Source organism: Burkholderia sp. LMG 13014 (assembly GCF_905232215.1).
GTDB lineage: Bacteria > Pseudomonadota > Gammaproteobacteria > Burkholderiales > Burkholderiaceae > Burkholderia.
On sequence record NZ_CAJNKE010000130.1, the window covers coordinates 1 to 12,857 of the forward strand.

At 63.2% G+C, this 12,857-nt stretch carries 13 protein-coding genes and 1 pseudogene; 8 read left to right on the top strand and 6 right to left on the bottom strand.

Translation table 11 applies throughout. The features are described from left to right. From JYJ84_RS15730 to JYJ84_RS15745, 4 genes are all read left to right on the top strand, one after another. On the top strand, positions 1–883 hold an 883-nt coding region (locus tag JYJ84_RS15730), incomplete at its 5' end, for a LysR substrate-binding domain-containing protein (protein WP_240201863.1). A gap of 180 nt (positions 884–1,063) precedes the next feature. After that, positions 1,064–1,741, top strand: coding sequence for a nitroreductase (locus JYJ84_RS15735; RefSeq protein ID WP_122950188.1), 678 nt, complete (start codon positions 1,064–1,066; stop codon positions 1,739–1,741). Between the two features lie 112 nt (positions 1,742–1,853). Further along, positions 1,854–2,330, top strand: coding sequence for a sodium:proline symporter (locus JYJ84_RS15740; protein WP_174959854.1), 477 nt, complete (start codon positions 1,854–1,856; stop codon positions 2,328–2,330). 216 nt (positions 2,331–2,546) lie between these two features. After that, positions 2,547–3,056, top strand: coding sequence for a hypothetical protein (locus tag JYJ84_RS15745; RefSeq protein ID WP_175223313.1), 510 nt, complete (start codon positions 2,547–2,549; stop codon positions 3,054–3,056). 81 nt (positions 3,057–3,137) lie between these two features. Here the strand turns inward: JYJ84_RS15745 and JYJ84_RS15750 are convergent, their stop codons facing one another. The 3 genes from JYJ84_RS15750 to JYJ84_RS15760 all read right to left on the bottom strand — a co-directional run bounded on the left by JYJ84_RS15750 (position 3,138) and on the right by JYJ84_RS15760 (position 6,592). Further along, a complete protein-coding gene (locus JYJ84_RS15750) occupies positions 3,138–3,422 on the bottom strand; it encodes a transposase (protein WP_174959858.1) in 285 nt (94 codons plus the stop codon). 70 nt (positions 3,423–3,492) lie between these two features. Next, a complete protein-coding gene (locus JYJ84_RS15755) occupies positions 3,493–5,121 on the bottom strand; it encodes a GMC family oxidoreductase (RefSeq protein WP_175223314.1) in 1,629 nt (542 codons plus the stop codon). Positions 5,122–5,161: 40 nt separating this feature from the next. Continuing rightward, complete coding sequence (locus JYJ84_RS15760; RefSeq protein WP_175223326.1) at positions 5,162–6,592, bottom strand: aldehyde dehydrogenase family protein; 1,431 nt, start codon at positions 6,590–6,592, stop codon at positions 5,162–5,164. Positions 6,593–6,799: 207 nt separating this feature from the next. On the opposite strand from JYJ84_RS15760, the gene JYJ84_RS15765 reads away from it, so the two are divergent. Together JYJ84_RS15765 and JYJ84_RS37825 are read left to right on the top strand one after the other, a co-directional pair. Beyond that, positions 6,800–7,732, top strand: a complete 933-nt coding sequence (locus JYJ84_RS15765) for a LysR family transcriptional regulator (protein WP_175223315.1) — start codon at positions 6,800–6,802, stop codon at positions 7,730–7,732. Position 7,733: 1 nt separating this feature from the next. Next, positions 7,734–8,035 (top strand): annotated as a pseudogene (locus JYJ84_RS37825) (hypothetical protein); the annotation flags it as partial. Here the strand turns inward: JYJ84_RS37825 and JYJ84_RS15770 are convergent. From JYJ84_RS15770 to JYJ84_RS15780, 3 genes are all read right to left on the bottom strand, one after another. Then, entirely contained in the window at positions 8,032–8,676 is a 645-nt protein-coding gene (locus JYJ84_RS15770; protein WP_175223316.1) for a glutathione S-transferase family protein, read from the bottom strand. The pseudogene JYJ84_RS37825 and the gene JYJ84_RS15770 overlap by 4 nt on opposite strands. Before the next feature lie 105 nt (positions 8,677–8,781). Continuing rightward, the gene (locus JYJ84_RS15775; RefSeq protein WP_122950181.1) at positions 8,782–9,954 is read right to left on the bottom strand and encodes a porin; all 1,173 of its coding nucleotides are present in this window, start codon (positions 9,952–9,954) and stop codon (positions 8,782–8,784) included. A gap of 152 nt (positions 9,955–10,106) precedes the next feature. Further along, entirely contained in the window at positions 10,107–10,940 is an 834-nt protein-coding gene (locus JYJ84_RS15780; RefSeq protein ID WP_122950180.1) for a helix-turn-helix transcriptional regulator, read from the bottom strand. Between the two features lie 238 nt (positions 10,941–11,178). Here JYJ84_RS15780 and JYJ84_RS15785 point away from each other — a divergent pair, with 238 nt between their 5' ends. Both JYJ84_RS15785 and JYJ84_RS15790 read left to right on the top strand, forming a co-directional pair. Next, positions 11,179–12,300 (top strand): polyamine ABC transporter substrate-binding protein, encoded by a 1,122-nt coding sequence (locus JYJ84_RS15785; protein ID WP_174959870.1) that lies wholly within the window; start codon positions 11,179–11,181, stop codon positions 12,298–12,300. Positions 12,301–12,311: 11 nt separating this feature from the next. Then, positions 12,312–12,857, top strand: a 546-nt coding sequence (locus tag JYJ84_RS15790) for an ABC transporter ATP-binding protein (protein ID WP_205189274.1), incomplete at its 3' end; no start/stop codon positions are given.

The window sequence follows — 12,857 nt, forward strand, 5'->3', positions numbered from 1 at the left end:
GCCGCCGCTCGCGAGCCTGGAGACGGTGTGCACGGTCGCCCGCGAGGGTTCGTTCCTGGCTGCGGCCGACGTCTCCGGCGTGACGCACGGCGCGATCAGCCGGCGCGTGGCTGCTGTCGAAAACTGGCTCGGCCTGCGGTTGTTCGAACGTCATGCGCGCGGCGTGCGCCTCACGCCGGACGGGCAGCGCTTCGTCGGCCGGATCGAGCAGGCGTTCGCGATCATCGACAGTGCGGCCGATCAGTGGCGCTCGCCGCGTACGCCGCGGCTGGTCAGGATGAGCGTGGTGCCGGCCTTCGCGCAGCTCTGGCTGCTCGAGCGCCAGCACGCGCTCGAGAGTGAGGCGCCTGCGTTGCGGATCGAGCTCGGCATCGAGCTTCGCAACGTGGATATCGCCGGCGGCGAAGCGGATCTGTCGATTCGCTACGGGCGCGGCAACTGGCGTCAGCTCGAAACCCGTGCGTTCATGCCGGAGCGGCTTTATCCGGTCGCGCATCCGCGGCTCGCCGCGCAACTGGCCACGGAGCGCCGCCGGCGCGGCGATGCCGCGCTGCTCGACCTGCCGTTGCTGCACGATTCCGACGTGACAGGCTGGCGCACGTGGTTCGATGCATTGGGCGTGCCGTTCAAGCCGCGCGCGCAGGATCGCCGTTTCGAGGATTACAACCTGGTGCTGGCCGCGGCCGAGGCCGGGCTCGGCGTGGCGCTGGCGCGCGTGCCGCTCGCCGACGCCTATCTCAAGCGCAGCGACCTCGTGCGCGTGAGCCGGCACGAGGTCGATTCGGTGCTCAGGTATTACTTTGTGCACGCGAAGGGGGAGAATCGGCCGGAGGTGCTGGCGTTGATGGAACGGATGCGGGCGGCGGTGGGCGAAGGCCGCTAGCCGGCCCGCCGTGACGGCCCGCCAGGCGGGCCGGTGGTGACGAAGGAAGCGGTACGCGATACGCGGCACTAGGCTCGGGCCGCCGGATCGACGACAATGCGACCGCGAAAAACGATGAGGTGGAGAGATGAACGAAAATCGACAATGTGTACAGCCGTGCGGATGGAAAGGAGGTCAACGATGAACAAGCCGGACAAGTCGTCGAAAGCGCGAGCGGCGCTCGACCAGCTGTTTTCGGGCATGGCGCCCGCGGATGAGACGCGCGCGTCACGTCCGGGCAACCCGTTCAATCCGTTCGAAGCGGCGGGCGACGAAGCGTCCGCGGGTTCCGGCGGGCGCGGCGGTGTCGAAGTCACGCTGTCGACCCGGATCCAGTTGCGCGGCTATCCGAACGCGGACGCATTCATGAAGCGCATGGCCGAAGCCTGGGGGCTGGAGTGGGGGATGTACGACAGCGTCAAGGCCATCGCGACGCTGCCTGCCGGATGGCGTGCGCGCCGGCTTCCGGAAGTCACGCAGATCGTCGACGGACACGACGTGCTGCGCGCGGAGAGCAGCCTGCAGGGCGGCGAGATGTCGTATCTGAAAGTGCATCCTCGGTACTACATCGACGCGCGCAAGGGCTTCGGCTGGGGCAAATCGTCGAAGGCGTCGGACGATCCGGATCTCGACGGCCCCGACTGGAACTGCTTCGTGGTCGATCGCGAAAAATCCGTCGAAGTGCACGAACTGACGACCTCGTCGCTGAAAGCCGACATGGACAATGCGCGGGCGACGTTGCTGAAATGGCTGGACGAGAATTATCCGAAACATCGCGATCCGTTCGCGTACTGGTCGGACTGCGAAGGGGCGTCGTAATTTTGCGTGGCCGCCCGGTTCGGTATCGCGGGCACACGTTGGCCGACCGGCGCCGGAGCGGGTGGGGCGCACGCCGCTTCGATGCATCGGCCGGTTGCGCAGGGGGCGCCCATTGAAGCGAGCCAGTCTCGTCCCGGTGCTCTGGGCCGCGTTCGGTGCGGCGGTCGGCTCGACCGTCGTCGAGCTGCTGCTCTGGCCGATCGTTGGCGACGACGCCATCGGGAACCTGTTGCGAGATGCGCGCCTCACGGCGGCCATCGTGATGGGGCGCCGCGTGCTCGGCGCGTCCGGCGGCTTCGATCCGTGGGTCATGGCGGTGGCGACCCTCGTGCATCTGGTGCTGTCGCTGGTCTATGCGGCCGTGCTGGTGAACGTGATTCGCACCATGTCGCTCGTCGCCGCGTTACTCGCAGGCGGCGCGTTCGGCCTCATCCTGTACGGCGTCAACCTGTACGCCTTTACCACGATCTTCCCGTGGTTCATCCCGGTTCGCGGCGCGATCACGCTCGTGGCCCATCTGGCATTCGGGATCACGGCTGCGGCTGCCTACCGTTTCGCGACGCGCCAGGCCGGACGTCAATCGCGGTAGCGATTTGCGGGGTTGCGGGGTTGTCCGCATCGATCATTCGCACCAGACCCCTGGAATAAGCAGGCGTGCTGCATCGTTTAGCCGGCAGGAGACCCTGTATGAAGCGGCGGCACGTGAGCGCCGCGTGATGAATCGTATGCAAGCAATCCGGTCTGCCGGGCGCCGCCAGCGGCGCCTGCGATCGAGTGGTCGGGGGCAATCAGGCAGGAGCCGATCATGTGCAACTGGTTTAGATCCGGGATAGGTATCGTCTGTCTCGGCTGTTCCGCGGCGGTCTTTGCGCAAACGTACGACGATCTGGCGGACGCCAGCACGAACTGCCGTGCGGTCGTCGCGCAAGCGAACATCGACGGCACGGAGCAGCAAATCGTGGGGCGTGCGTGCCTGCAGGACGATGGCACATGGCAGTTCGTGCAGAGTCCCGACGGTAGCGTTCTGTGGTATCCGGCGGTGGATTATCCGTATGCCGACCTGTGGTACTGGGGGCCGCCGCTTTTCATCGGCGCGGGCGTGGGCTTCGTCTTCGTCGATCGTTTCCACCATTTTCACCACTTCGATCACGTCGGCCATTTCAACGGGATGGAGCATCGCCGCTTCGGCATGCCGGTCGGTGCCGGTTTTCACCATGGTGCGTTTCCTGTGGGTGCCGGCGGCCACGGATTCGGCGGCATGCATCAGTTCGGCGGTGTGAGCGGATTTGGCGGTGGCGGCATGCGGCGACATTAGGCGCGGTTTCCGGGCAGATCGGCCGCGGCCCGGACATCCGCTAATCGAGCCGCCCGCGCAAGTCGTCGAGCGGTACTGCGTTCAGTCTGCATCGGATTGCGCGACCTTCCCGCGGACGACCTCCCAAAGCAGCTTGATATCGAGCGCCTGATCAGCAACGAGCAACTTCAGACGATTGTTCTCGTCCTCCAGCTGTTTGATACGTCGTGCTTCAGCGGCATCCCTGCTGCCGGGCATGGCACGCCACGCGTCGAGGCCGTCGTAGGCGATGCCATGCTTGCGATAGGGCTTGTTGGCAGTTGGGCCGACCTCGGCGTGGTCGGGCATTGCGTTGATCCGTTCTGCGTTGCATTCATGCTTGCTCATGTTCGCTCAGGCTCCACGAGATACCGGTTCTTCTATCAGCGACGTCTTTCAAGGGCGCAATGCGTATCGCTCAGGCCGTATCGACCGAGAACGCTTTGCGCTGCGCCGAACCGGCTTGCCGGAGAATCGACGCCGAAATCTTCTCCGCCAGCATGGTTACAGGTGAATTGAGGTTTGCGGATGGGATGGTCGGAAAAATTGAAGCATCGACTACCCGGACTCGTTCGACGCCAAACACCCTGCCCTCCGAATCCGTCACCGTCCCCATGCGCAAGGTGCAGGACGGGTGGTAATTGGATTCCGCCGTTGCTTTCGCCCACGCCAGAATTTCCGCGTCGCTGCGAGCTTGCGCAACGTCGTCTGCCTCCCCCAGAACGCGCTTGGCCATGGCAGGCTGGCTCATGATCTCTCGCACGGACTTGATCGCTTTGATCGCCAGCTTCTTGTCATGGTCGGTAGTCAGATAATTGAAGCTGAACGCGGGTGTTGCCAGTGGGTCGGCGGAGCGTAGCCATACCCGGCCGGTGCTCGTTGGCCGCTGCAGACTCAATGAGCAGTGGTATCCGGGATTGATGCGTATTGCGTCGTGCCCGAAGTAAGGTCGAAAAGCCACGCACTCCATCTGAATATCCGGTCGCCCGGAGCCGTCGGTGGAAATCATCGCGCCGGCTTCGAAGAGATTGGAAGCGCCAATGCCTCGACGTGTCAGCATCCATTGCGCCCCGATCAGCGGACGGCGCGGCAGGGACAACTCGCGGGCCATCGAGTCGCGCTCGTTCCTGACATGCCAGTCGACGACGAGTGCAGTGTGATCGGATAAGCCGCGTCCGACCTCCGGATGGTGGACTACCGGTGTAATGCCATGGCCGCGGAGCGCGTCCGCATCGCCGATGCCCGACAGCATCAGCAGGTGCGGGGACATCAAGGCGCCCGCACAAAGAATTGCCTCGCGCCCTACGGCGATACGATGATTTCTGCCCTGGCGGGTGGCCTGGACGGCGACACAGGTTGTGCCCGAAAACAGCAGTCGTGTCACCCGTGTATGCAACATGACATCGAGGTTGCGCATGGGCTTTTGCCGCAGATAGGCATAAGAAGCGCTGATGCGCCGGCCATCGCAGATGTTGCGCTGGATTCGATGCATGCCTGCTTGCTGCTCGCCGTTTTGATCCGGATTCAGCGCATGCCCGGCTTGCTGTCCAGCCTCGAGGAATGCCTCGAACAGCCGGTTTCTGCAGGGTGCTCTCTCGACCTTGATCGGGCCGCTCCCCCCTCTCCAGGGACTCTCGCCATCTTCGAATGTTTCCATTTTTTTGAAGAAGGGGAGAACGTTCTTGTAATCCCACCCTGCCACGCCGAAATCGGACCAGGTATCGTAGTCCTCGGCGTTGCCGCGCATCCAGTTCATGCCGTTAACCGATGACGACCCGCCCAGCACGCGGCCTCGCGGCTCGTACACGGGCCCCGGGCCGTCATCCGAAAACAGCTTCCAGTTCGTCTTGTTGCTGAGCAACGGCAGACCCATCGCGCATGGCATGACGATGCCGATATTGATATCGGATCCGCCCGCCTCGATCAGAAGGATGCTTAACGATGTGTCTTCTGCCAATCGACCGGCAATCGTGCTTCCAGCGGATCCGGATCCGATGACGACATAATCGTAGCCATCGGCCGCCGGCTCCGAAACGATATTCAGCATGGCGCCCCCTGCGTATCGGGAATCACGTTTCATTCAAGGATCAACGCGCGTTCACTGGCAGTTGCAAACTCTTCAGTTCGAAGAATTCATGCATGCCGAAATCGCCACACTCGCGGCCGTTGCCTGATTGCTTATAGCCGCCCAAGGGCGCTTCATAGCTGAATTCGCCGCCGTTGATCGAGCAGGCGCCCGCCCTGATTTTCCTGGCAATGTCGATTGCGTCCGCAACGGTTCCGGACCAGACCGCCGACGATAGTCCGTAAGGCGTGTCATTGGCCATGAAGATGGCATCCTCCATCCGGTCGTATGAAATCATGCAGATGACCGGTCCGAATATTTCTTCCTGTGCGATCGTCATCCTGTTGTGCACGTCGCGAAAGATCGTCGGTCTTACAAACGCCCCCTTGTCGATGCCTTCGGGAAGATCGGGGCCGCCGGTCACCAATTTGGCGCCTTCCTTCAGCCCCTGGTTGATGTACGCGATGACGGTCTCTCGCTGGTATCGGGAGCTCATCGGGCCCATGTAAGTCGTTTCATCCGCCGGGTTGCCGATCCTGATGCGCTCGACGATACGCTTGGCGATGGTTACGGCCTCTTCGTACCTGGATGTCGGAATCAGCATGCGCGACAAGCAGACGCAAGTCTGGCCGGAGTTGATCATCACGTCTTCGACACCGAACCTGATTGCCGCCTCGAGATCGGCACTTTCAGTGATGATGAAAGGACTCTTGCCGCCGAGTTCCAGGCAGACCCGCTTGATCGACCGGGCGGCAAGTTCCTGGATGCGGGCGCCATTGGCCGTCGATCCGGTGAACGACACCATGTCCGCGACCGGGTGGGTGACCATCAGGTCGCCGAGTACGCTCCCCCGGCCGGTCAACAGGTTGAAGACGCCTTTGGGAAGTCCGATCGAGTCGACAATCTCCGCCAGGATCAGGCCTTGCAGCGGTGTTACCGACGATTCTTTGACCACGACCGTACATCCTGCGGCCAGCGCGGATCCGACTTTGGTCAGCAACTGGAACAGCGGATAGTTCCACGGGGTAATGAGAACGCATACACCGACGGGCTCCCGGATGATCACGACATTGTCGACCTCCGTCGTCTCGTCCAGCATCGCGCTGCGCGCGGCAAAATTCCGGAATGCACCGATACAGGAGGTCTGTATCTGCCGTGTCATGTCGATCGGGCAACCCATCGATGCCGAGATGGCGTTTGCCAGATCCTCACGACGGCTTTCCAGTGCATCGTGGATTTTCACGATCCAGTCATGACGCTCCCTGGATGTGGTTTTTGACCATGTGCCGAATGCTTGCCTGGCAGCGCGGAATGCTTTATCCACATCTTCGGCGGTTGCATTGCATATCTCGGCGATGACTTCTTCGGTAGCCGGATTGATGACCGCGCTGAAATCGCTGCCATGCGGGGCAACCCAGTCCCCATTGATGAACAATTTATCGAAGCGCCGAATCATCGGGAGTCTCCTTCGCTGCCTGGCTGGAATGGAAAATATTCGTTATTGGCGTGCGTCGTAATCGCGCCGATATCGCGAGTTTATTCATCGCAACGCGCAATCTTTTTCTGACCTTGAAATGGTATTCTCTTTCCCCCGGTAGCAGGCACTTCGCGAGTTCGAAAGGTGCCTTGCGCTTTGCGCAAAATATGAATCGAGTGATCCATGGACACCATCGCCGCAGTTCGACTGTTCCTTGAAGTTGCCGATCAGGGGAGCTTCTCCGCAGTTGCGCGCACCCGTCAGGTCGCCATTTCTTCGATCACGCGCCTCATCAACCAGCTGGAGCAAAACCTGGGCGCGACGTTGTTCATCCGCTCGACGCGCCAGCTATCGCTGACCGAAGCCGGGTACCGGCTTCTGCAATCGCGCGTCCAGCTGACTCAACTGGACGAGACGCTGAAGGCGATCAGAGGCGTGACGGAAGATATGTCGGGAAGGATGCGTATCACGGCGCCTGAGAACTTTGGACGCCGTTATCTGATCGACATCATTCCGGCATTGCTTGACGAATTCCAGGAGCTCGAAATAGAGCTTGATCTCAGTGATGAATACCGTGATCTGGTGACTCAGGGTTTTGATATGGGAATTCGGGTCGGTGAGGATCGATCCTTGTCGTTGATTCAGCACCGGCTCACGCCGAATACGCATGTGCTGTGCGCGAGCCCGAAGTATTTGTCTCGATACGGCGTTCCGGAAGAAATCGACGAGTTGAAAAATCATCGCTGCATACGGCACGAAATACTTGGTCTCGACAAACATTGGGTATTCGAGGACAAGGCAGGTGTGACGCACTTCCTGCCTCAAGGCGCATTCTCGTCCAATATGTCGGATGCGGTTATTTCTGCGGCGATTTCAAACCAGGGCATTATTCTGATGCCATATTGGCTGGTGGGTGCCGAGTTGGCTGCCGGAAAACTCGTTCCGATCATGGAGACCAGTTCCGCCAAGCCATTGCCCAAATACGGCGATTGGCTCTTTATCGCCTATCCGCCACATAATCGCCATTCGATCAAGGTTCAGACCGTCAGGCAGAGATTGATCGCGTCGTTGCGTGACGTAGGGCATCCGGTCGACACTGCGCCAGAAAGCCGATAGCGGCCGCATCGGTCGCCCCGATCATCGCATCACCGGTGCTCGCCGCGATGCGGCGGACGGCGTGGGTTGGGCGTATCTGATCGTCGCCGTGGACGATCACGCTCGGATTGTCTTCAAGGCGATGCATTCAGACGAAGTGGGTCGATGCGTCGACGTATCAGAACGCCGGGCATCGCAGCGACGCCCGGGCGAGCTGGCAGCATCACGACAACCGGTATCGTGCTCACGGCACCATGCGATGGCATGGCGCGGATGGCGAGACTTCCCGCGTTGAAAAGCTACCTCCTGACGCTTCACGGTTAATCGAGCCGCCCGCGCAAGTCGTCGAACGGAATCATCACATGTGTGCGATACGCGGGCCGCGCTTTCAGCCGTTCGTACCACGCTTGCACGTGCGGGATGTCCGGCCGTGCGATGTCGAGCTCGAAATAGCGATACAGGTGCGTGCCGGCCGCGATGTCGGCGAGCGTGAGCATGTCGCCCGCGAGAAACGGCTGCCCGGCCAGCACCGCATCGAGCGTCCGGAAGTGCTGCGCGCACTGCGCGATGCTTTGCTCGACGCGCGCCGTGTCGCGCTGCTCGGGCGGCGTCCGGAAGAAGCCCCGGAACACGCCGTTCAGGAACGTCGGCTGCAGCGTGGTTTGCGACCAGTCCATCCAGCGATCGGCGCGCGACTGCTCGGCGGGATCGTCACGCCAGAAGCCGGGGCGTCCGTAACGCGCAGCGAGGTAGCGCAGGATGCTGTGCGATTCCCAGACGACCGTGCCGCCATCGTCGATCACCGGCACGCGCCCGTGCGGGTTCATCGCGAGAAAGCCGGGTGTGTCGAGCACGCCGAACTGCCCGCCGGCCGGCACGTGCCGGTGCGCGAGCGCGAGCTCGTCGACAAGCCACAGCACCTTCTGGACGTTGAATGCAGTGCGGCGCCCCCATACGGTCAGCATGCCGGCCTCCTTGTGTCGTGCGGAACGGGATCGCGGACAGTGTAAACGCCGGCAGGCGCGCACCGCGGTGCGCGCCTGCGGCATGTCGTCATGCTACGTGTGCGATCAGAACTTGTGGCGAATCCCGACGATCGCGAGTTCCTGCGTATCGGTGCCGGAGTTCACGCCATACGAGCCGACCGACGCGGCGGCCTTCACGACCGCGCCGTTCGCGTTGAGCGTGTTGCCGCTCGCCTTCTGGTAGCCGAACAGCGCATACAGGTCGGTGCGTTTCGACAGCGCGTAGTCCGCGCCGAGGTTGACCTGGTTGTAGTGCGCGGAAGACGGGCCCGTCAGCGACGTGTAGTTGTAGCCGACCCCCGCGCGCAATGCCGGCGAGAACTGCCAGTTGAAGAACGCCGAGCCGTTGTTGAACTTCGCGTTCTGGCTGAACGCCGACAGCGTGTCCGCGCCGTACTGCGTATTCGAATACGCGAGGCCGAAGGTGGCGGGCCCGGCCACGTACTGGCCGGCCACGCGCACGATCTGGATCGACTTCGCGCTCGAGAAGCCCTGGTTGATCACGGTGTTGAACAGCGTGTCCGAGCTGCTCGACCAGTTGCGCACGCCGTTCGCCACGGTGGAGCCGCCGTTTGCGTAGAAGAAGCCGGCACCGAGCGACAGCGGCCCGTTCGCGTAACTCGCGCCGAAGCTGTACGTGCGGCCGCTGCCGGTGGCGCCCGCGACGCCGCCGAAGCCGTACAGGCCCTCGAACTGGAAGCCCGAGATCAACGGGCTCGTGTACTTCACCGAGTTGCTGACGCGCAGGCTGTTGTCGTAGTTGTCGAGGTCGCCCGGCGTCGCGAACACGCCGCCGAAGTAGTTGTCCTGCGTGAGACCCTGCACGAGATCGACGACCGGATCGTACTGGCGGCCGAGCGTCACGGTGCCGTACGTGCTGCTTGCGAGGCCGACGACGGCCTTGCGGCCGAATTCGCGCTGGCCCTGGCCGAGTGCGCCGGTGCCGACGTTGAAGCCGTTCTCGAGCTGGAACAGCGCGGCCAGGCCGCCGCCGAGATCCTCGGTGCCGCGCAGCCCCCAGCGGCTGCCCGACAGGTTGCCGCTGCTGAACTTGACGAGGCTCGACGCGTTGCTGCCGTTCGCGTTCTGCGCGTTGTGCACGTAGGCGATGCCGGCATCGACGATGCCGTACAGCGTGACGCTGCTTTGTGCATGAGCGCCGGCGACATAGAGCGCGGCCGGCAGCGCGAGCAGTGCGAATGAACGGATCTGTTTCATTGTTGGATTCCCCCGTTGGTCGAATGGTCTGGCGAGTCGGTGAACGATACGGACAGCGCATCGTCAAGGGAACCAATAAATTGTCGGATCGTTATGAGGCGGCGCGGAGATGGATGCGCGCGCAACCGGCCGGCGGCCGGTGCGCGGGAAGTTCATGCGTCGTGCCGCCGCGACGCGTTTCTCAGGACGAGCGTCATCAGCTGCCGGCGCGAATCGACGCCGAGCTTCGCGAATGCGCGCTTCGCGTACGTGTCGACGGTGGACGTCTTGAGCCCCATCGACTGCGCGATCGCGGCCGAGGTCATGCCCTGGATGAACGACGCGCACACGTGCAGCTCGCGCGCGGTCAGTCGTTCCTGCCATTCCGGCAGCCATTGCGCGACGTGGTCGAGATCGAGTTCGTCGCACTCGCTGCCGTCGGCCGACACCGCGCCGAGCAGCCGCTTGTGCGCGGACGCCAGCGGCAGCACCACCTGCGACAGCTGCTTCAGCAGGCTCAACTCCTTCAATGAAAACGGCGGCAGCCGCCGCGAGCGCGCGATCGAGATCGAATAGCGCGTGCCGAGCGTGACGCCGGCGATCACGCATTCGTCGTGGATGTCGCCGCTGTCGAAGAACTGATGGCGGATCTCGCTCGCGACGCGTTGCGCGGACACCTGTACGAGCTGCATGTCGCTTTCGCTGTCGATGGCCGCGTAGGTCGCATCGTCGCTCGCATAGCTCCGGTAGTAGTGGCGCATCACCTGCGTGACGAGTTCGGGCTCGCGGCCGAAGCTGCCGATCCAGCCGACGCTGCGCCGGCCCGACGGCGCGACCCGTTCGTAGTCGAGGTGCACCGCGTCGAAGTCGGCATAGCGCACGAGCGTGTCGTAGACGGCGCGCATGAACTGCGGCGTGCCGACGGCCTGCGCGATATCGCCCAGCGTTTCCGTCACGAATGCGACGTGACTCAGCGGCAGATCGGGGGAGGGGAGCGCAGCGTCCATGGCCTCGGGTATCGGGAAATTTCAGGTGGCGCTACTCGTATCACGACGATTTTCGATTGCCTAGATGGGAATCCACTCAAACGGCCCCGGTACACGACCTCGCTTGTCCCGGTTTTCGGGACTGACGGTACGAATCGCGATCTCTACATTGACCCCTGTGCCGAAACCGTCTGACGGCGTTGCCGCAAGTCCACCCGAGTGTGGCGCAACGGCCGATTACAACTCTCTGGAGATCCCCATGCGTGTCCGATTTCGCTGTCGTCCGGCCGTCCGTGCCATGTTCGTCATGTCGGCGAGCCTTGCCGCCGCGGCAAGCCTGCCGGTGCATGCCGGCGATGCCAACCTGAACGTCTACAACTGGTCCGAATACATCGCGAAGGACACGGTGCCGGTGTTCGAGAAACAGGCGGGCATCAAGGTCCGCTACGACAGCTACGACAGCGACGACACGCTGCAGACCAAGCTGCTGGCCGGCAGCTCTGGCTACGACATCGTCGTGCCGACGTCGAACTATCTCGCGCAGCAGATCCAGGCCGGCGTGTACCAGAAGCTCGACAAGTCGAAGCTGCCGAATCTCGCGAACCTCGACCCGGTGCTGATGAAGATGGTCGCGAAGGCCGATCCCGGCAACCAGTACGGCGTACCGTGGGCGTGGGGCACGACGGGTATCGGCTACAACGTCGAGGCCGTCAGGAAGCGGCTCGGCGACAGCGCGCCGACCGACAGCTGGGCGCTGCTGTTCGACCCGGCGAACGCGGCAAAGCTGAAAGGCTGCGGCATCTCGCTGCTCGACGCGCCGGACGCCGCGTTCGCGGCGGCGCTGCAGTACCTGGGCAAGGATCCCGAGAGCAAGAACCCGGCCGATTACCAGGCGGCCTACGACGTGCTGAAGAAGATCCGCCCGTATGTCACGCAGTTCAGCTCGGCCGGCTATGCGGACGACCTGGCGAACAACGACGTGTGCGTCGTGCTCGGCTGGTCGGGCGACGTCGGCATTGCGCGGCGACGCACGCTGGACGCGAAGCGCGCGTACGAGATCCGCTATGTGAATCCGAAGGAAGGCGGCCTGCTGTGGTTCGACGTGATGGCGATCCCGAAGGATGCGCCGCATCCGGAAGCCGCGCTGAAGTGGATCAACTACATCGAGGATCCGAAGACCAACGCGGCGATCACGAACGAGATCTTCTACCCGAGCGCCAACAAGGCCGCGCGCCCGTTCGTGACACCGGCGATCGTGCAGGACCCGAGCATCTACCTGTCCGACGCCACGATCGCGAAGACGTCGCTCGCGATGCCGCGCAGCGCCGACATCGCGCGGATGCAGAACCGCCTGTGGCTGCAGTTGAAGTCGGGCGGTTGAGCGAGGCGGCCATGAACCACATCCTGCCCGATGCGCCGGCCGCGGCCGGCGCCACCCGCGCGACGAACGACGCGTTCGTCCGCATCGAAAACGTCGTGAAGAAATTCGGCGACAGCACGGCCGTCGACAACGTGAACCTGACGATCGCGAAGAACGAGTTGTTCGCGCTGCTCGGCAGCTCAGGCTGCGGCAAGTCGACGTTGCTGCGCATGCTCGCCGGGCTCGAGACGGCCACCTCCGGCAAGATCTTCGTCGACGGGGAGGACCTCGCGTCGCTGCCGCCGTATCGCCGGCCGGTGAACATGATGTTCCAGTCGTACGCGCTGTTCCCGCACATGACGGTCGAGTCGAACGTCGCGTTCGGCCTGAAGCAGGAAGGCACGCCGAAGCACGAGATCAACGCGCGCGTGGCCGATGCGCTCGCGCTGGTGCAGATGAGCAAGTACGCAAAGCGCAAGCCGCATCAGCTCTCCGGCGGCCAGCAGCAGCGCGTCGCGCTGGCCCGCTCGCTGGTGAAACGCCCGAAGCTCTTGCTGCTCGACGAGCCGATGTCCGCG

What these genes read in the sequence shown, in the direction of transcription:
- JYJ84_RS15735 (WP_122950188.1), top strand. Translation starts at nt 1,064, where the DNA reads ATGAACAAGCCGGACAAGTCGTCGAAAGCGCGAGCGGCGCTCGACCAG.
- JYJ84_RS15745 (WP_175223313.1), top strand. Translation starts at nt 2,547, where the DNA reads ATGTGCAACTGGTTTAGATCCGGGATAGGTATCGTCTGTCTCGGCTGT.
- JYJ84_RS15750 (WP_174959858.1), bottom strand. Translation starts at nt 3,422, where the DNA reads ATGAGCAAGCATGAATGCAACGCAGAACGGATCAACGCAATGCCCGAC.
- JYJ84_RS15755 (WP_175223314.1), bottom strand. Translation starts at nt 5,121, where the DNA reads ATGCTGAATATCGTTTCGGAGCCGGCGGCCGATGGCTACGATTATGTC.
- JYJ84_RS15765 (WP_175223315.1), top strand. Translation starts at nt 6,800, where the DNA reads ATGGACACCATCGCCGCAGTTCGACTGTTCCTTGAAGTTGCCGATCAG.
- JYJ84_RS15770 (WP_175223316.1), bottom strand. Translation starts at nt 8,676, where the DNA reads ATGCTGACCGTATGGGGGCGCCGCACTGCATTCAACGTCCAGAAGGTG.
- JYJ84_RS15775 (WP_122950181.1), bottom strand. Translation starts at nt 9,954, where the DNA reads ATGAAACAGATCCGTTCATTCGCACTGCTCGCGCTGCCGGCCGCGCTC.
- JYJ84_RS15780 (WP_122950180.1), bottom strand. Translation starts at nt 10,940, where the DNA reads ATGGACGCTGCGCTCCCCTCCCCCGATCTGCCGCTGAGTCACGTCGCA.
- JYJ84_RS15785 (WP_174959870.1), top strand. Translation starts at nt 11,179, where the DNA reads ATGCGTGTCCGATTTCGCTGTCGTCCGGCCGTCCGTGCCATGTTCGTC.